We start from the raw sequence: 18,962 nt of genomic DNA, 5'->3' as shown, positions 1-18,962 counted from the left end.
CCACCGCTTTCAGGAAGCTCGATTCTTGAAGGCTGTTTCGCGGCACTCGATGCGCGAAAGATTCAGAACAGCATTTTTTGCAGTATTGCCGCTAGAGCGATCCGGATTTACCGGCGCTCCGAACGTTTTTTGGGCTTCCGATAGTCCAACTTTTTTGGCTTGTTGATGTTTTTTGGCCTGGCCCCGTAGGGCTTGAACCAGGTTTCAGCCTTCAAGTCCGCCCATATCCATCGTTTTATCCCTGGCCGGGCCCGTCGGGCCCATCTCATTCCCCATGCCCCAGCAGATCGTCATAGCCGAGCAACTGCGAATCGCCGCAGTTCTCAACGACGAACGTGTTGATGAATTGGTTGTGGCTCAAGGCCGCTATCAGATCGGAGACGTCTATCTAGGCACCGTTGAAAATGTGTTGCCTGGCATCGACGCCGCTTTTGTAAATATCGGCGAAAGCGAAAAGAACGGCTTTATTCACGTCACTGATCTGGGCCCCTTGCGGCTGCGCAAGGGAGCTGCCGGCATTACCGAGCTACTGGAGCCGCGCCAGAAGGTGTTGGTGCAGGTGATGAAGGAGCCCACCGGTACCAAGGGCCCCCGCCTCACCGGCAACCTCGCCTTGCCAGGGCGGTTTTTGGTGCTGCAGCCCCACGGCCAGGGAGTGAACATCTCCCGCCGCATCAACGGTGAGAACGAGCGCAACCGGTTGCGGGCCCTCGGTGTGCTCATCAAGCCACCAGGCGCAGGCCTGTTGATCCGCACCGAGGCAGAAGCTGTTAGCGAAGAGCTGCTAATCGACGACCTTGAGGCCCTGCTGCGCCAGTGGGAGGGCATCCAAACCGCCGCCGAAACCGCCAGCCCACCGGTGCTGCTCAACCGCGACGAAGACTTTGTGCATCGCGTGTTGCGCGATCTCTACAGCCCAGAGCTAGTGCGGGTGGTGGTTGATACGCCCGAAGCGGTTGCCCGGGCCAATGCCTTTCTGGGCTCTGATCACACCACGGTGCTGGTGGAAGCCCACACCGAATCGGCGGAGATTCTTGAGCACTTCAAGGTTAATGCCGCCATTCGCGATGCCTTGAAGCCGCGAGTTGATCTGCCTTCCGGCGGCTACGTGATTATCGAGCCCACCGAGGCTCTCACTGTCATTGATGTCAACTCCGGCTCCTTCACCCGCTCGGCCAACTCTCGCGAGACGGTGCTCTGGACCAACTGCGAAGCGGCTGTGGAGATCGGCCGCCAGCTGAAGCTGCGCAACATCGGTGGCGTGGTGATCATTGACTTCATTGATATGGAGTCCCGTCGTGATCAGCTGCAGCTGCTCGAACATTTCACCCAGGCGGTTCGCGACGATGCCGCCCGTCCCCAGATAGCCCAGCTCACCGAGCTCGGCCTAGTGGAGCTCACCCGCAAGCGCCAGGGCCAGAACATCTACGAACTGTTTGGACGAGCTTGTCCCAGCTGTGGGGGCTTGGGTCATGTGGCCGTGCTGCCAGGCAAAGACACGCTTCAGCCCCTGGCAACCCTCACCGGCTTGGTGCGCTCCGCCGCATCGGCTCGCGCTGAGGTGCTCAGCCCCGCTATCCCCGAGGCCGCTACCGGTCGCCGCCGCCGAGGCGGGCGAGGCGGGCGTAATGGCAGTGAGTTCCTCGATGCGCCTGGCACGCAGGCCGCTGATGGGGTCGAGATCGTTCCGATCGAGGCACCTGTCTCAGGCAGCGGCGCCAGCATGGAGCCGGCCCCCCGCCGCTTTGATCAGGAGCTGGTGGCCGTGCCGATGGATGCGGACCAGGAATTGGTGTTTGGTTGGATGGGCCTCAATCCCGCCCTGCTGCTCGAGCAGCCCCCCAGCAACGACAACGTCGTGGTCAGGGTGGTTCGCCCCGGCATGGAGGCGGAAGAAGTGCTGGAGCAAGCCAGGCAGCAGCTGGCAGCTGCTGGTTCCCGTCGTCGCCGCGGACGAGGTGGTCGCGGCGGTACTGCGGCCGCCGCTGATGGCCAGTACGGCGCTGCAGACATGCCGGCCTCAGGCGTAGTGACTCTGGTTATGCCGGCCCCGGTGGAAATCACGCCCCTGCCAGAGCTCAGCGAGCCCGAGACCGTGGTCACGGTGTCGGTGCCGACCACTGCCAGCATCGCCCCTCCTGAAGTCGAGATTCCAGCTCGCCGCGGTCGCACCCGCAGTTCTGCGGCCAAAACCCCTGCAGCGAAAACCCAAACCTCCCAAGCCGGCACCGCCCAAGTAGACACCGCGTTGGCAGTCGCTGAGCCGGAGCTTGATGAGTCAGGCGAACCACGTCGCCGCCGCCGGCGCTCCTCTGCCTCTAGCTGAGTGGGCCCGCCGGAGTCGGATCCCTGGCAGGGCCGGGATCCGGGCGACTGCGCCGGCGTTGATGAGGTCGGTCGCGGTTGTCTGTTCGGCCCTGTTTTTGCTGCTGCGGTAGTGCTGCCGGCCGCAGCGCTAAAGCCCTTGGCTGGTCTGGGGCTCACCGACAGCAAAAAGCTCACCGCCCGGCGGCGAGCTGCCCTGGTGCCCGTTATCCAGCGCCTGGCGGCTTCCTGGGCCCTCGGCCAGGCCTCGGCGGCAGAAATCGATCGCGGGGGCATCCGGCTAGCAACAGAGCTGGCCATGGCCCGCGCCCTGCAAAAACTGTCGTGTCCGTTTGAGCTGCTGCTGGTGGATGGGGTGCTGCCCCTGCGGGGCTGGCACGGCGACCAGCGCACCATGGTGCGAGGCGATAGCCACTGCCTGGCGATTGCGGCCGCCAGCGTGCTGGCCAAGGAGGCCCGGGACGCCTTGATCACCGCCCTGGCGGAGCGCTATCCAGGCTATGGGCTGGAGCGTCATGCCGGGTATGGCACGGCCTTGCATCGCGCCGCCCTCCAAAACCTCGGCACAACGCCGCTGCATCGTCATAGTTTTTTGGGGCGGCTGGAGCTCAGTGCTCCTGGCACCAGAGGCGATAGTCGCTGAGTAGCTGCTGCCCCACCCGGCCCTTGATGCCCAGCAGGATGCCTGCCAGCAGAGAGCGGCCGGTGGCTTCCAGCACCTTGGCGGGAATCAGTTTGAGCAGCGAGGGCTGGCTCACCGTCACGGCCAAGCTGGCTTCCCCTTCCAGCCCGTTGGCACCCGCTGCCAACCAGGATCCCAGGGTGAGCTGGAAATCATCCACTAGCCCCAAACCCTCCAGTTCACACTCGGTGGCTTCCAGCACCAGTCGGTCTTGGGCCAGATGGATGCGCAGATCCACCACTGGCTGAATCTGCAGTTGAAATACCTGCAGATGGGTCACCGCGTAGCGATAGCGACCTGGGCCGAGGGGCTCGAGCTGGTTGGGATCCAGCAGGGCTTTGACCACCCGATCCTGATCGCTCAAGTAGGCGGCCAGCCTTTCGGGCTGGTGGCTCACGTCAAGTTGCAGTTGCTGACTGGCGCTGAAGGCCAGGGGCATGGCCTGCGGGCCGGCGCGGCATGATCCTATCGGTCACCACACGATGGCCTCTCCTCGGTTTCGGAAACGATGCGTTTTGCCTTCCTCGGGCCGGCCGGCACCTACGGCGAGCAGGCAACCCGGCAACTGGCCGAGTTGGAAGGCGTCGCCAACCCTGAATTGGTGCCTCAGCTAGGTATCCGGGCCGTTGTTCAGGCCCTAGCCCAGGGCACCTGTGATGCGGCAGTCGTGCCTGTCGAGAATTCAGTGGAGGGGGGGGTGACGGCCTGCCTGGACGCGCTCTGGGAGCATCCGGATCTCAGCGTCGCGCGGGCCCTGGTGCTGCCGATCCGCCATGCCCTGCTTGGCAGCGGCCCGATTACGGGCGTGAGTGAGGTGTTGTCCCATCCCCAGGCCCTGGCCCAGTGCAGCCAGTGGCTGTCGGAACACCTACCCCAGGCCCTGCAGTTGCCCACCAGCTCCACGGCGGAGGCGGCCCGCATGGTGGCGGGCAGTCGCTTCCGTGCGGCGATCGCCTCCCAGCAGGCCGGCACGGAGCATGGCCTGCTGGAGCTGGCCTACCCGATCAATGATGTGGCGGGCAACTGCACCCGCTTCCTGTTGCTGCGGCGGGGACCCCGCTCCTCGCAGGGCCCGATGGCAAGCCTCGCCTTCTCCCTGCACTCCAACCAGCCAGGGGCCCTGCTCGAAGCCCTGGGCTGCTTTGCCCAGCGCGGGCTCAACATGGGCCGGATCGAGTCGCGCCCATCAAAGCGGGAGATGGGTGAGTACATATTTTTCGTTGATCTGGAGCTTCCCAATGGATCGACCCCTCTGGAGGCAGCCCTTGCTGAGCTAGCGCCCCTTTGCGAGCACCTAGCCCTATTTGGGGCCTACCCAGTCACCAACCTCGCTTAGGCCTGGCTGGGCTTGCGACCGCGAAAGACGCCAAATTGCATCAGTCCGGTGGCGAAGGCCCAACGCATCAGCAGGATCGTGGGGGTTTCGCGCAGGCCTTGCAAAACTGCGGCGGGACCCAGGCCCAGGATGGCGCCTGGCCGGCGTACGCCCTCAAAGATCGATTCGATCCAGGAGGGCAGGGTGGCGCTGGTCCAGTCGCCGGTTTCGATTGTCATGCCACCAGCCTGCTGACTTTGCTCGAGGTGCTTTTGCAGTCCGCGGATACTGGCGAATTCAGGGTGGGCCCACTGTTCAAGCAACTGACGCATCACCCAGCGCTCTCGCCGATCCATGGCGCCATCGGCCGGATCGCGCCGGTTCCAGTCAGCTACAGCCAGCAGGCCGCCAGGTTTGAGCACTCGCAACAACTCATCGGCGTAGCGCTGCTTGTCGGGCATATGGGGACAGGCCTCCACACTCCAGACGGCATCAACGCTGGCGTCGGCAATTTCCAGGGCCAGGGCATCCATCACCGCAAAGCGGCAGCTGAGGCCGGCTGGAGTTAGGGCTGTGGCCCGGGCGATCTGGGCCGGGCTGATGCTGATACCCAGGACGTTCAGTCCATAGTCCCTCGCCAGGATGCGGGCGCTGCCGCCAATGCCGCAGCCCACATCCAGCACGGTGGAGCCGCGGGGCAGTTGGTCGAGGCCGCTCCAGCGCGCCAGTTCATGGACGAAGGTTTCTTTGGCAACTCGGAAATCCTGGTGGTGCGACCTGCCGCTACCACTTTGGCGGTAGAAGCCCAGGTGGATATGGTCCCCCCAGAGCCGCTCCAGCAGCTGGTCATTGGTCCAGCGGTCGTAGGCGTCTGCCACGCTTGCAGATGATTCATAACGCCGCCGGCGTTTCAACCAGAGGCGCGCTGATAGGGCGACGGCAAGGCAGCCAAGGGCTCCTGCCCCGATGGAGGCGGCCAGGGGCCAGCTCAGGACGGTCATGGCAGGAGTTATTGGGGCTGGAAGGTGTCTTTGAGCACGGTGCGTGCCGCCAACTGCCTCCTGGTCTGGTCCAGCAGTTCGTATTCCTGGCGCAGGCGCTCGCTGGTGTCAGTGATCTCCAGCAGGGCCTGCTGGTGGTCGGCCACGGGGCCGCCTAGGTGGGCTCCGATCCAGAACGACAGCTCCCGGGGCAGGTCGGGCAGGTCGTTGGGCAGGCTGGCCGGTTTGCCAATCAGCTTGCCGGTGAGTTCCACCACATCCCGCAGGGCCTGGCCGACATCGCCCGCTAACGCAGCCAGCTCCGCATGGCTCGTCTCGGGTTCATCCTCAATCCAGCTCACCATTCCCACCCGAAAGGGCGCCTCACGCACGATGTCGAGTACGCGAAAACGCTGTTGCCCCATGGTCACAATGTTGCTGTGGTCGTCGTCCTGGGTCTGGCAGTGCAGGATCTCGGCACAGCAGCCCACATCGGCCATGGTCTGGTTTTGGGGGTCCCAACGCACAACTCCGAAGCGCTGGTCTCCGGCCATCACGGTGCGCAGCAGCATCCGGTAACGAGGCTCAAAAATATGAAGTGGCAGAACTTCCTGGGGGAAAAGCACCACGTCGGGCAAGGGAAATAGCGGCAGCTCCCTTACGGCCAGCTCGCCCATGGCTTTACCAGGAGATGCAAGTGCATCCTAGAAAAAATGCCCCTGTCACGCGTTGGCGTGACAGGGGCGGCTGCAGTCAGCGACTGGTTAGGCAGGATTACCCGAGATTGGGCTCAGAGCTTGACTTCAATATCAACGCCGCTGGGCAGGTCAAGCTTCATCAGTGCGTCGATGGTCTTTGCCGAAGGGCTGTAGATATCGATGATGCGCCGATGGGTGCGGGTTTCGAAGTGCTCCCGGGAGTCTTTGTCGACGTGGGGCGAGCGCAGCACGCAGTAGATCTTGCGCTTGGTTGGCAGCGGAATGGGGCCGATCGCCGTTGCGGCGGTGTGGTCGGCAGTTTCGATGATTTTTTCGCAGGAGAGATCAAGCATCCGGCGATCAAACGCCTTGAGGCGAATGCGGATCTTCTGCTGGGCAATGGCTGTGGACATGTCAGATCAGGCGTCAGGAAGCTCCTGGGCGGAACGCCCGGGTGGCTGGTGGAGCTGGATTGTCGAGGAGCGGCAGGTGGGGTGGAGACCCATAGAAGTCCCACCCCAAAAACCTACCTCAGGATCAGGCGATGATCTTGGAAACCACGCCTGCACCGATGGTGCGGCCGCCTTCGCGGATGGCGAAGCGCATGCCTTGCTCGATGGCAACGGGGCAGATGAGCTCGCCGGTCATCTTGATGCGGTCACCGGGCATCACCATTTCGACGTTGGCGCCGTCGTCAGAGGTGAAGGCCGTGATCTGGCCTGTCACGTCAGTTGTACGGATGTAGAACTGAGGGCGATAGCCAGCAAAGAAGGGGGTGTGGCGGCCGCCTTCTTCCTTCTTCAGCACGTAGACCTCACCTTCGAATTTGGTGTGGGGCTTGATGGAGTTGGGCTTCACCAGCACCATGCCGCGCTCGATGTCCTCTTTCTGGATGCCGCGCAGCAGTAGTCCACAGTTGTCGCCAGCCAAACCCTCTTCGAGCAGCTTGCGGAACATTTCCACACCCGTGACAGTGGTCTCACGGGTGTCGCGGATGCCGACGATTTGAACGGTTTCGCCAACCTTGACCTTGCCGCGTTCGATACGTCCAGTTGCCACGGTGCCACGACCGGTGATCGAGAAAACGTCCTCGATTGCCATCAGGAAGGGCTTGTCGACTTCGCGCTCGGGCTCGGGAATCGACTCGTCGACGGCGTCCATTAGGTCGAGAATCTTGTCAACCCACTCATTCGCACCGCGCTCGGCCTTGTTGCCAGCTTGGATAAATTCGAGGGCCTTCAGGGCTGAACCTGCCACCACTGGGATGTCATCGCCTGGGAAGTCGTAGCTGCTGAGCAGCTCGCGCATTTCCAGTTCGACAAGCTCGAGGATTTCCTCGTCGTCGACCATGTCCTTCTTGTTGAGGAACACCACTAGGGCGGGAACGCCCACCTGCTTGGCAAGCAGGATGTGTTCTTTGGTCTGGGCCATCGGCCCGTCGGTCGCAGCTACAACCAGGATCGCGCCGTCCATCTGGGCGGCACCGGTGATCATGTTCTTGACGTAGTCCGCGTGGCCGGGGCAGTCCACGTGAGCGTAGTGACGATTTGTGGTCTCGTACTCGACGTGCGCAGTGTTGATAGTGATGCCCCGCTCTTTCTCCTCAGGAGCACCGTCGATCTCGTCGTAGGCCTGGGCCTTGGCCATGCCCTGGGACGCCAACACGTTGGTGATGGCAGCCGTGAGGGTGGTTTTGCCGTGGTCAACGTGGCCGATGGTGCCAATGTTGACGTGGGGTTTGTTCCTTTCGAACTTCTCGCGTGCCATGAGTAGAAAGAATCGGGGGGGTTAGTGGGTAAAGGAGAGATCAGGAATTGCCCTGATTCTTGGAGATGATGGCCTCAGCCACATTGCGAGGAACTTCCTCGTAATGGCTGAACTCCATCGAGAAAATACCCCGACCCTGGGTCATGGATCGGAGCTGGGTGGCGTAGCCGAACATTTCGGCCAGAGGCACTTTTGTTTGGACCTTGGACTGCCCATTATCAATGGACTGTCCTTCGACCTGGCCTCGACGCGATGAGAGGTCGCCGATGACCGACCCAAGGAAATCCTCGGGGATCTCAACTTCCACCTTCATCATTGGCTCAAGGAGTACGGGGTTGCACTTCTTGACTGCGTCTTTGAAGGCCATGGATCCGGCGATTTTAAACGCCATCTCCGAGGAGTCGACGTCGTGGTAAGAGCCGTCAACCATGGTTGCCCTGACGTCGATCATGGGGAAACCAGCAATCACACCGGATTGGCAGGTCTCCTTCATGCCGGCTTCTGCGGGACCGATGTACTCCTTGGGAACGATGCCGCCAATAATTTTGTTGACGAATTCGAATCCTGTGCCTGGTTCGCCGGGCTCCATTTCGATCACTACGTGACCGTATTGACCTTTGCCACCAGTCTGACGGGCAAATTTGCCTTCGCCCTTGGAGCTGCTGCGAATGGTTTCGCGATACGACACTTGGGGAGCGCCGATGTTCGCTTCAACCTTGAACTCGCGCAGCATCCGATCCACCAGGATTTCAAGGTGGAGTTCTCCCATGCCAGCAATAACTGTCTGGCTGGTTTCAGGATCGGTGGAGACCCGGAAAGTGGGGTCTTCTTCAGCAAGTGACTGAAGAGCTTTGGAAAGCTTCTCCATGTCACCCTTGGTTTTTGGCTCAACAGCCACCGAGATCACGGGCTCGGGGATGAAGAGCGATTCCAGAATGATCGGGTCAGAATCGACGCAAAGCGTGTCACCCGTGGTGGTGTCCTTGAGGCCCAAGACTGCCCCAAGATCACCGGCACGCAGCTCATCGACCTCTTCACGGTCAATGGCTTTGAGGAGGATTAAGCGAGAAATGCGCTCCTTCTTATCTTTGGTGGAGTTGAGTACATAGCTGCCTTTGTTGAGTACCCCGGAGTAGATGCGTACAAAAGTAAGCTTCCCGTAGGGGTCAGCCATTACTTTGAAGGCCAAGGCGCTGAAGGGCGCGCTGTCGTCGCAAGGGCGGGTTGCCTCGCTGCCGTCAGCCAGTAGGCCAGTGATGGGAGGTAGATCAACTGGTGCTGGCAGGTAGTCAACCACTGCATCTAGCACCAGTTGGACGCCCTTATTTTTAAAGGCTGAGCCACAAACAATTGGCACTAAGCCATGATGGATGGTGGCCTTGCGGATGCCTTTGATCAACTGCTCTTCGGTGAGCTCGCCATTTTCCAGGAAGGGATCGATTAAGTCTTCGTCGGACTCAGCCACCGTTTCCATCAACTTGAGGCGCCACTTTTTGGCCTCTTCAATCATGTCTTCAGGGATTTCACCTTCAATGATGTCAGTGCCGAGATCATTGGTGTAAATAATCGCCTTGTTGCGCACAAGGTCAATAATTCCCTTCAGATCGCCCTCGGCTCCGATCGGCAGCTGGATCGGCGCGGCATTGGCTTTGAGCCGATCCTTGATTTGGTCGTAGACCTTCAGGAAGTCGGCACCCGTCCGGTCCATCTTGTTGACGAACACGAGCCGAGGCACGTTGTAGCGGTCAGCCTGACGCCAGACGGTCTCTGACTGGGGCTGTACGCCACCAACGGCGCAGAAGACAGCGACCACGCCGTCCAGGACCCGCATCGAACGTTCCACCTCGATGGTGAAGTCGACGTGCCCGGGGGTGTCGATGATGTTGATGCGGTTGTCTTTCCAAGTGGTGGAAATGGCAGCTGCGGTGATCGTGATACCACGTTCACGCTCCTGATCCATCCAGTCGGTCACAGCCGCACCGTCGTGCACCTCGCCCATCTTGTGGACGACGCCTGAATAGAACAGAATCCGTTCAGTCGTCGTGGTCTTGCCCGCATCGATGTGGGCGGCAATACCAATATTTCTAACGCGTTCCAGTGGAAAGGCGCGGGCCACGGGGGAGGTCTCCGAAAGGTCAACAAAACGTGGGCGTAACTCTACAGACCGGGTCTGTTGAGGCTGAAGTCGCCCTGGACTTCAGCTGTTCAGGCGGGATCAGTAGCGGTAGTGGGCGAAAGCCTTGTTGGCTTCAGCCATCTTGTGGGTCTCTTCCCGCTTGCGAACCGCGCTACCGGCTTCGTTGGCTGCATCCATTAGCTCACCAGCCAATTTCTGGGCCATGCTGCGACCGTTGCGGGCGCGGGAGAAATTCACCAGCCAGCGCAGAGCCATGGCTGTACCGCGCTCCTGGCGAACTTCCATCGGCACCTGGTAAGTGGCACCGCCAACCCGGCGGGCACGAACCTCAACCAGAGGGGTGGCATTGCGTACAGCTGTCTCAAACAGCTCCAGGGGATCAGTACCGGTGCGGTCGTTGATCAGGGAGAAGGCATCCGAAAGGATGCGCTGCGCCGTGGACTTTTTGCCGTGCTTCATGAGCCGGGCCACGATCATGGAGGCCAGGCGGCTGTTGAATTGGGGGTCGGGAAGCACTGGGCGCTTCTCGGCGGCATTGCGGCGAGACATGGTCGACCGGAGCGGGGAGAACTAGGGGAAGGGAATGGAGCGGGCATCGGTGACGCCCTTTGCTGAAGTTGCTGCTCAGCGGCTGGTCACGCTGAGCTAGGCGGTTTCAGCTCTTTGGCGTCTTGGCGCCGTACTTGGAACGGGACTGGCGACGGTCCTTGACGCCCGCGGTGTCCAAGGTGCCGCGGATGATGTGATAGCGGACGCCAGGCAGATCCTTGACGCGTCCACCCCGGATCAGAACCACAGAGTGCTCCTGAAGGTTGTGCCCAATGCCGGGGATGTATGCGGTCACCTCAAAGCCAGAGGTGAGACGCACCCGAGCGACCTTGCGCAGGGCCGAATTCGGCTTCTTGGGGGTGGAGGTGTACACGCGTGTGCACACACCGCGGCGCTCGGGACAAGCGCGCAGGGCGGGCGACTTGGTCTTCCGGGAAAGACTCTGGCGCTCAGTACGGATTAGCTGCTGAATGGTGGGCATCGAGGACCGGGGTCTGGTCGGAGAATATTGGTCGGACGTCCGACCGATTTCGACAATCCGTCACCTTACTGGGTCGCCTGTCGCCCTCCTCCTGAGCGGCTGAATGCAGTGCCGCAGGCGCAACTCACCGTGCCTTCGCCTGGACGTACCAAAAAGCCGCCGCCGCTGATGTCTCCCCGGTAGTCCAGGCTCAGGCCGCTCAGCAGGTTGAGTTGCTCTGCTGGCGCATAAAGGGTGATGCCATCGGCGCGGGCAATCGGCGTGCCCGCCAGGTGGCCAGGGCGCAATCGAATCGCCCAGCGCTCACAGCGCCCGTCTACTAAATCCAGATGCATCATCCCGGGGGTGCCCGCCACAGCTGCGTGGCGGCCCAGCTCGGCGGCGGCGGCGGCGGTCACGCGCAGGCTGTGCGCCTTGGCCATGGGGGGATGCATATCTGAACTCATTTTGGCAGCTTTCTCACGGCACCAGGCCGAGACCGTTGTGAACGGATCCGGCCACACCACGACCTTTCACCTGCAGGGAACCCCCCAGCACCAGCCCGGTGGAGCTGCCGCCATCGAGATTTAGGGCATCTTGCAGGCCTAGCTGTTGCAGCAGCGCGGCGGTTTCCCCCAGGGAGGGGCCGCTGTCCTGGATCCCCTCCAGGGTGATCAGCCAAATCTGGCGGTCGTCTCTGGCCAGCACGGTGCGGGGTGCTCCTTGGCTGAGGAAGGCGGAACTGAAGTTTTCGGCGGCGCCATCGAGCACGATGCGTCCTGCCTGCAACAGCAATGGCCCCCCGCCAATCACGTGTGTTGCGAGGCCGAGGTTGCTGCTGGGGCGGCTTTCGATCTGGAGCCGATCGTCTAAGCCCCAGGGCAGCTCCGCTCCGCCCCTTCCCACCAGCAGCAGGTCATCGCCCCGTAGCGCCACACCCGCATCCAATTCGGAGGGGCCAAGCTGCTGTCGCACCAGGCCCCCTTGGATTAACAAGCCAGTCTCAGAGCCACTCAGGGCTCGGTAGTTGGGCCCCCAGTCGGCGGTATAGCGGCTGATACCTCGCTGCACGTAGCCACTGTTGACAACGGCGACCGGTAGACGCAGAGCTCCGGGGCCCACAACCCATTCTGAAAGCTGTAGCCGGCCAAAGCGGGGCATGGTTCGCCCGTCCCAGGCGGCGACTCCCCGGTTCAAAATTGGCCCGGAAAGCCAGCGGCCGTCTTGTTTTAGAGCCCCCAAGGGCAGGCGCCTTACCCGGTTGAAGTAACCCCCATTGATCGCTACCCAGGCCTGCTGCTGGTTGGCGAGCTGCACCAGGGAGCTGAGGCCCTCCATGCCTCCAGGTCTGGCCAGGGGCCGCAGCTGCAGTGAGGCCTTAAGTGGATCAATGCGGATCGCATTGATGCGCACCCCCTGGCGCACCAGGCGATCCCACTGAAGTTCTTTGCCAAGTAGGGCCTGCAGGCGCGGATCGATCGGGGCTGGACTGTCAGTGCGGCTAGCGGCCCCCTGATCCGGCCACTCGATCACCACCCGGTTGGGTTCGCCCAGGCTGAATACCCGCGTCAATTTGGCTGCGGAGGGTTTGAGCCTCAGCCCAGCGCTGTCCTGCCGGGCCTGGAGGCCCAGGCTCCCCAGCAGGGTTTGTTGGTCACTGCGGCTGAGCAGGTCAACCACCAGTCCGGCGTCGTCTCTACCAATGGCCGCCGGGCCGCCCAGGTCGAGCACGATGCGCTTGACGGGGCCAGGGTTTGAGCTGCGCACCTGGAGCAGCTGGGGCCTGGCCAGCTCCAGGCTGAGCAGGCTGCCCTCGTGGCGTAGGCCCACGCCGACGCGGCCAAACAGGCTGCTCACGTCTACCGCTACTTCGTCTTCGAGGCTGCGCTGGGCGCTGGCGGGCACCTTGAGTTCCTGGCCAAACCACTCCAGCTCCAGCGCGCCATCGCTGCGGCTGCGGCTGGTGACTCCGAGCTGGTTCTCGAGCACCTCTAGGGGGATCCACAGTTGTTGGGGCGTGTCGCCTAAGCCCCTAACCCAGATCCAGCGGGCGCTCTGGAGCCGGCCGTTGATGCGGATACTGCTGCCCTGGCGCTCAGTTGCGGCGGCCGCACCGATTGGAACTAGAGGCGGCGGCGGTGGCGGCGTAATCGGCATGGCCTGGCCAACCCCTGGCAGGCACAGAACCAGGAGCCAGCCAGCCAGGAATGCAGTAGAGGCCATGGGCCAGCCTGGCCGACAGCCTTGAAAGCTAGCCCTCTTTAAGGGTTTGGGTGCCAGGGTTTGGGCGCCCTGCTTTGGGGATGTGCATCCCTAGGATCAGCTGCTCTGCTGCTGCCAGCACCTGTGGGTGTTAGCGGCGCTGCCCTGACAGATCACCTGCCGGACCGTCTCGGGTTATGCCTCATTTCTCTCGCCCTGTTTGGCCCCATTGCGATAGCGCTGCGCCGGCCGCTGTCGCTGGCGAAAAGGACGCCTGTGGTGTGGGCTTTTTGGCCAATCTTCAGGGTGAAGCCAGCCACTGGGTGCTGCAGCAGGCCCTGCGCGGCCTCGACTGCATGGAGCACCGCGGCGGTTGCGGTGGCGATGGTGATTCCGGCGATGGGGCCGGGGTGCTCTGCGGCATCCCCTGGAGCTATCTAGAAGATGTATGGCCTGAGGCGGCGGCAGCCAAGGGAGCGGCTCGCGGGCTGGGCATGGTTTTCCTGCCAGCCGATGCTGCAAAGCGCGAGCAGGCAAAACTTTTCTGTGAAGATGAGGCCGCCAAGCTGGGTTTAGGCAGCCTGGGTTGGCGTGCAGTCCCTCTGGATGCATCTGTTCTCGGCTCCCTGGCCCGCCAGACCGCTCCTGCCATTGAGCAATGGCTAATTGCCGCAGACCAAGCCGGTGATGATCTGGAAGCGTTGCTATTCAGGCTGCGCCGCCGTTGCGGTGATCGGGCCCGCGCCGTTTGGGGGCCAGGGCCTGGTGAACTCTATTTCGCTTCCCTGAGCAGCCGGACTGTTGTCTACAAGGGCATGGTGCGTTCAGCGGTGCTGTCCGCTTTCTATGGCGACCTGCGCGATGCACGCTTTGCCGTGAGCTTTGCGGTGTACCACCGCCGTTTCAGCACCAACACCCTGCCCCGCTGGCCCCTGGCCCAGCCCATGCGGCTGCTGGGTCACAACGGCGAGATAAATACCTTGTTGGGCAACCTCAACTGGGCAAGGGCTTCGGAAGCAAATCTCGATGCGGTCTGGGGGGAGGCGGCTTCAGAACTGAAGCCAGTGGTGAACCCCGCCTTCAGCGATTCCGCCAACCTCGACGCCACCCTTGAGCTGCTGGTGCGCAGCGGCCGGCCGATCACCGAGAGCCTGCTCACCCTGGTGCCAGAAGCTTTCCGCGACCAGCCTGAGCTGGCAGATAAGCCTGATATCCAGTCTTTTTACGAGTATTCCGCCTGCACCCAGGAGCCCTGGGATGGTCCGGCCCTGCTGGTGTTCGCCGATGGCCGCTGCGTGGGAGCCACCCTCGATCGCAACGGCCTGCGCCCCGCCCGCTACTGCATCACCAGCGACGGTTTTGTGGTGATGGGCTCAGAAACCGGGGTGGTCGAGCTTGAGGAGAGCCGCATCATCGAAAAGGGTCGCCTCGGCCCTGGCCAGATGCTGGCAGTGGACCTGGAGCAGGGCCGCCTGCTGCGCAATTGGGAGGTGAAGGCCGAGGTTGCCGCCCGCCATCCCTACGGTGACTGGTTGGCGCAGCATCGTCGCAACCTCGTCCCCCAGCCCTGGACCCAGGAGCGTCAGCTGGCAGATCTGGAGCTGCTGCAACAGCAAACGGCCTTTGGCTTCACCGCCGAAGACTTCGAGCTGGTGATCGAGGACATGGCCGGCGCGGCTAAAGAGCCCACCTATTGCATGGGCGACGACATTCCCCTGGCGGTGCTTTCAGACAAGCCCCACCTCCTTTACGACTACTTCAAGCAGCGTTTTGCCCAGGTCACCAACCCGCCGATAGATCCCCTGCGGGAAAAGCTGGTGATGAGCCTGGAGATGCATCTGGGCAGGCGGGGCTCGCCGCTGCGCCCCGAAGCTGCCTCGGCGGCGGTGCTGCACCTGGCCAGTCCGATCCTCAATGAAGCGGAGCTTGCGGAGGTTGGCCGGCAGGGCCTGCCCACCACCACCCTTTCCACGCTGATGGCCGTCACCGACGGCCCCGGAGGTCTCGAGCTTGCGGTGCAGCGCCTGCGCAGCGCGGCCGAGGCGGCCGTGCGCGCCGGCAGCCAGATTCTGGTGCTGAGCGATCGGGGCGGCGAGGCTGGTGGGATCAATGCCACCACGGCCACCATTCCACCGCTGCTGGCCGTCGGCGCGGTGCATCACCACCTGCTCAACCTGGGCTTGCGCCTGCAGGCTTCCCTGGTGGTGGAAACGGCCCAGTGCTGGAGCACTCACCACCTCGCCTGCCTGATCGGTTATGGCGCCAGTGCCGTTTGCCCTTGGCTTACCTGGGAAACCAGCCGCCACTGGCTAGCCCACCCCCGGGTGCAGAAGCTGATCGAAACCGGCAAGCTGCCGGCGCTCAGCCCCGATCAGGTGCAGGCAAATGTGCGCAAGGCCCTAGAAGACGGCCTGCGCAAGATTCTCTCCAAGATCGGCATTTCCCTGCTGGCCAGCTATCACGGCGCCCAGATCTTCGAAGCCATCGGCCTTGGCGCCGATCTGATCCAGCTTGCCTTCAGTGGCACCACCAGCCGGGTGGCTGGCCTCAGCTTGGGCGAGCTGGCCAGCGAAACCCTCAGCTTCCATGCCAAGGCCTTCCCCGAGCTCAACCGCACCAAGCTCGAGTTCATGGGCTTCGTGCAGTACCGAACTGGCGGCGAGTATCACCTCAATAGCCCGGAGATGGCCAAGGCCCTGCATGCCGCCGTCAAGGCTGGCCCCGGCTACGACCACTTCTCCACCTACAAAACCCTGCTGGAGCACCGGCCAGTCACGGCCCTGCGGGACCTGCTGGAACTCAAGCCTGCTCCCGCCCCGCTGCCGATCGAGCAGGTGGAGAGCGTGGAGAGCATCTGTAGCCGCTTTTGCACCGGCGGCATGAGTTTGGGGGCCCTCTCCCGCGAGGCCCACGAGGTGTTAGCCATCGCCATGAACCGCATCGGCGGCAAGAGCAACAGCGGTGAGGGCGGCGAGGATCCGGCCCGCTTCGGGCTGCTTAGCGATGTGGACGCCGACGGTCATTCGCCGACCATGCCCAGCCTCAATGGCCTGCGCAACGGTGATACCGCCTGCTCCGCCATCAAGCAGATCGCCTCAGGGCGCTTCGGTGTGACCCCCGAATATCTGCGCAGTGGCCGCCAGCTGGAGATCAAGGTGGCCCAGGGGGCCAAGCCGGGCGAGGGAGGTCAACTGCCGGGGCCGAAGGTCGACCCCTACATCGCCTGGCTGCGCAACAGCAAGGCCGGTGTGGCCCTGATTTCGCCGCCTCCCCATCACGACATCTATTCAATTGAGGATCTGGCCCAGCTGATCCACGACCTGCACCAGGTGCACCCCGCCGCCAAGGTGAGCGTGAAGCTGGTGGCGGAAATCGGCATCGGCACCATCGCCGCCGGTGTGGCCAAGGCCAACGCCGATGTGATTCAGATCTCCGGCCACGACGGCGGCACGGGCGCTTCACCGCTCAGCTCGATCAAACATGCCGGCAGCCCCTGGGAGCTAGGCCTCACTGAGGTGCACCGGTCGCTGCTGGAGAATGGCTTGCGCGATCGGGTTCTGCTGCGTGCCGATGGCGGCCTCAAAACCGGCTGGGACGTGATCATCGCCGCCCTGCTGGGCGCTGAGGAATACGGCTTCGGCTCGGTGGCGATGATTGCCGAAGGCTGCATCATGGCCCGCGTCTGCCACACCAATAACTGCCCGGTGGGCGTGGCTACCCAGAAAGAAAACCTGCGCAAGCGCTTCCCCGGCGTGCCCGAACACGTGGTGAATTTCTTCCTGTTTGTTGCCGAGGAGGTGCGTCAGCTGCTGAGCGTGCTTGGCGTGGCCCGGCTCGAAGAGCTGATCGGCCGCAGTGAATTGCTGCAGCCCCGGGCCGTGGCTCTAGCCAAAACCAGAGCCCTTGATCTCTCCTGCCTGATTGACCCGATCCCCGCCGCTGCTGATCGCAGCTGGCTTCTGCACGACGCCCAGGCCCATGGCAATGGACAAATCCTGGAAGATCAGCTGCTCGCTGATGCGGAGGTGCTGGCGGCTATCGAGGGCCACGGCCGCGTGGCCAGCACCCTGGCGATCGTGAACACAGATCGCAGCGTGGGCGCCCGCCTATCCGGCGAGATCGCCGCCCGCCATGGCAACACCGGCTTCCAAGGCCAGCTCGATCTCACTTATGAAGGTGCCGCGGGTCAGAGCTTCGGGGCCTTCGTGCTCCAGGGCATGAACGTGCGCCTGGTGGGTGAAGCCAACGACTATGTGGGCAAGGGCCTCAATGGCGGACGCCTCACCGTGGTGCCCCCTGCCGGCGTCAACGACCCTGGTAACCAGGTGATTCTGGGCAACACCTGTCTCTATGGCGCCACAGGTGGAGAGCTCTTCGCCCTAGGCCGCGCCGGTGAGCGCTTTGGCGTGCGCAACAGCGGGGCGAAAACCGTGGTCGAGGGCGCCGGCGATCACTGCTGCGAATACATGACCGGTGGCGTGGTGGTGGTGCTGGGCAGCACCGGTCGCAACGTGGCCGCCGGCATGACCGGTGGTGTGGCCTTCATCCTTGATGAGAGCGGTGGTTTGGCGCAGCGGGTAAATTCTGAGATCGTGGCCATCGCGGAGCTCACCACCCCCGAGCAGGAGGCCCTGCTCAAGCCCCTGCTGCAGGCCCATCTCGACGCCACCGGCAGCGCCAAGGCAGCTGAGATCTTGGCGGATTGGTCCACCTGGAAGGCCCAGTTCAAGCTGCTGGTTCCCCCCAGCGAGAAGGCCGCCGTGGGTCTGGCGGAGCGGGAGGCTGTGGTGGCTTAGCGCGGATACTCCCGCATCAGCCGCTGCACCTCGCCGGCGTGATAGCTGCTGCGGGTGAGCGGGCTGCTCACCACCTGCAGGAAGCCGAGCTCCTGCTCACCGTGCTGCTTGAACGTCGCAAATTGCTCTGGGGTCACGAAGCGATCCACGGGCAGATGTTTGGGGCCTGGCGAGAGGTACTGGCCGATGGTGACGATGTCCACCTGGTGGCGGCGTAGATCGGCCATCACCGCGAGCACCTCGGCGTCGCTTTCGCCCAGGCCGGTCATCAGTCCGGATTTGGTGTACGTGCGCGGCCAGCCCTGGCGCACCCGCTGCAGTAGCTCCAGGGAGCGCTCGTAGATCCCCTGGGGTCTGGCTTTTTTGTACAGCCTTGGCACCGTTTCGATGTTGTGGTTGAGCACCTCAGGGGCGCCTTCCATTACGGCGGCCAGGGCGTCCCAGTTGCCGCAGAAATCGGGGATCAGCAGCTCGATAGTGGTGAGCGGTGAGCGCTGGCGCACCTGCGCCATGCAGGCTACAAACTGGCTGGCGCCGCCATCTACCAGGTCGTCGCGGTTTACCGAGGTGATCACCACGTGGCTCAGGCCCAGGCGTGCCACCGCTTCGCCCAGTCGTTCAGGTTCGCTGGGATCGATCTCCCGCACGCTCTTGTCGAAGTCGATGTCGCAGTAGGGGCAGGCCCGGGTGCAGCCCGGCCCCATGATCAAAAAGGTGGCCGTGCCGCCGGCGAAGCACTCGCCGATGTTGGGGCAGCTGGCCTCCTGGCAGACGGTGTTGAGCTTGAGATCCTGCAGTAGGTCGGCCACCTCACCGATGCGCTCCCGCTGGGGGGCCTTGACGCGCAGCCAGTCGGGTTTGAGCAAGGCGCCAGTAGGGCCACGGGGGCCAGAAGAAGGGCTGATCTAAATTTTAGGAAGCCACCGGCAGGCCAAGGCCTACAGCCGAGTTGATCCCCTAAAGTCGCCTGATCGGGATGTGGCGCAGCTTGGTAGCGCACTTCGTTCGGGACGAAGGGGCCGCAGGTTCGAATCCTGTCATCCCGATTTTT

Annotated in this window: 15 protein-coding genes and 1 tRNA gene; 5 read left to right on the top strand and 11 right to left on the bottom strand. The window is 63.0% G+C overall.

What is annotated here, in order from left to right; translation table 11 throughout:
• Positions 1-274: 274 nt before the first annotated feature.
• Entirely contained in the window at positions 275-2,326 is a 2,052-nt protein-coding gene (locus C7K55_RS09225; RefSeq protein WP_106632426.1) for an Rne/Rng family ribonuclease, read from the top strand.
• The gene (locus C7K55_RS09220) at positions 2,327-2,968 is read left to right on the top strand and encodes a ribonuclease HII (protein ID WP_106632425.1); all 642 of its coding nucleotides are present in this window, start codon (positions 2,327-2,329) and stop codon (positions 2,966-2,968) included.
• Here the strand turns inward: C7K55_RS09220 and C7K55_RS09215 are convergent.
• Positions 2,934-3,446: a DUF1997 domain-containing protein gene (locus C7K55_RS09215; protein WP_106632424.1), complete on the bottom strand. Its 513-nt coding sequence runs from the start codon at positions 3,444-3,446 to the stop codon at positions 2,934-2,936. The genes C7K55_RS09220 and C7K55_RS09215 overlap by 35 nt on opposite strands.
• A 69-nt stretch (positions 3,447-3,515) precedes the next feature.
• Here C7K55_RS09215 and pheA point away from each other — a divergent pair, with 69 nt between their 5' ends.
• Positions 3,516-4,343: a prephenate dehydratase gene (gene pheA, locus C7K55_RS09210; protein ID WP_106632423.1), complete on the top strand. Its 828-nt coding sequence runs from the start codon at positions 3,516-3,518 to the stop codon at positions 4,341-4,343.
• On the opposite strand, the gene C7K55_RS09205 is transcribed toward pheA, so the two are convergent.
• The 9 genes from C7K55_RS09205 to C7K55_RS09165 form a co-directional block, all read right to left on the bottom strand.
• Positions 4,340-5,323 (bottom strand): methyltransferase domain-containing protein, encoded by a 984-nt coding sequence (locus C7K55_RS09205; protein ID WP_106632422.1) that lies wholly within the window; start codon positions 5,321-5,323, stop codon positions 4,340-4,342. The genes pheA and C7K55_RS09205 overlap by 4 nt on opposite strands.
• A gap of 8 nt (positions 5,324-5,331) precedes the next feature.
• Positions 5,332-5,979, bottom strand: a complete 648-nt coding sequence (locus C7K55_RS09200) for an LON peptidase substrate-binding domain-containing protein (RefSeq protein WP_106632421.1) — start codon at positions 5,977-5,979, stop codon at positions 5,332-5,334.
• A 113-nt stretch (positions 5,980-6,092) separates the two neighbouring features.
• Entirely contained in the window at positions 6,093-6,413 is a 321-nt protein-coding gene (gene rpsJ / locus C7K55_RS09195) for a 30S ribosomal protein S10 (protein WP_006910513.1), read from the bottom strand.
• A gap of 124 nt (positions 6,414-6,537) precedes the next feature.
• Positions 6,538-7,767, bottom strand: a complete 1,230-nt coding sequence (gene tuf, locus C7K55_RS09190; protein WP_106632420.1) for an elongation factor Tu — start codon at positions 7,765-7,767, stop codon at positions 6,538-6,540.
• Positions 7,768-7,807: 40 nt separating this feature from the next.
• Positions 7,808-9,883, bottom strand: coding sequence for an elongation factor G (fusA, locus tag C7K55_RS09185; protein WP_106632419.1), 2,076 nt, complete (start codon positions 9,881-9,883; stop codon positions 7,808-7,810).
• 99 nt (positions 9,884-9,982) lie between these two features.
• Positions 9,983-10,453 (bottom strand): 30S ribosomal protein S7, encoded by a 471-nt coding sequence (gene rpsG / locus C7K55_RS09180; protein WP_106632418.1) that lies wholly within the window; start codon positions 10,451-10,453, stop codon positions 9,983-9,985.
• A gap of 106 nt (positions 10,454-10,559) precedes the next feature.
• Positions 10,560-10,934: a 30S ribosomal protein S12 gene (gene rpsL, locus C7K55_RS09175; protein ID WP_106632417.1), complete on the bottom strand. Its 375-nt coding sequence runs from the start codon at positions 10,932-10,934 to the stop codon at positions 10,560-10,562.
• Positions 10,935-10,999: 65 nt separating this feature from the next.
• Positions 11,000-11,356, bottom strand: coding sequence for an AIR synthase (locus C7K55_RS09170; protein WP_106632416.1), 357 nt, complete (start codon positions 11,354-11,356; stop codon positions 11,000-11,002).
• 37 nt (positions 11,357-11,393) lie between these two features.
• Positions 11,394-13,136, bottom strand: coding sequence for a phosphodiester glycosidase family protein (locus tag C7K55_RS09165; protein ID WP_193486249.1), 1,743 nt, complete (start codon positions 13,134-13,136; stop codon positions 11,394-11,396).
• Between the two features lie 176 nt (positions 13,137-13,312).
• On the opposite strand from C7K55_RS09165, the gene C7K55_RS09160 reads away from it, so the two are divergent.
• A complete protein-coding gene (locus C7K55_RS09160) occupies positions 13,313-17,911 on the top strand; it encodes a glutamate synthase-related protein (protein WP_106632415.1) in 4,599 nt (1,532 codons plus the stop codon).
• Here the strand turns inward: C7K55_RS09160 and lipA are convergent.
• A complete protein-coding gene (gene lipA, locus C7K55_RS09155; protein ID WP_106632414.1) occupies positions 17,908-18,777 on the bottom strand; it encodes a lipoyl synthase in 870 nt (289 codons plus the stop codon). The genes C7K55_RS09160 and lipA overlap by 4 nt on opposite strands.
• A gap of 106 nt (positions 18,778-18,883) precedes the next feature.
• On the opposite strand from lipA, the gene C7K55_RS09150 reads away from it, so the two are divergent.
• Positions 18,884-18,957 (top strand) — tRNA-Pro (locus C7K55_RS09150).
• The last annotated feature ends 5 nt before the right edge of the window (positions 18,958-18,962 follow it).

The sequence above is a fragment of the Cyanobium usitatum str. Tous genome (genome assembly GCF_003011885.1).
Lineage (GTDB): Bacteria > Cyanobacteriota > Cyanobacteriia > PCC-6307 > Cyanobiaceae > Cyanobium_A > Cyanobium_A usitatum.
Note: the sequence above shows the minus strand (reverse complement) of the source record. Positions and strands in the feature narration are given on the sequence as shown.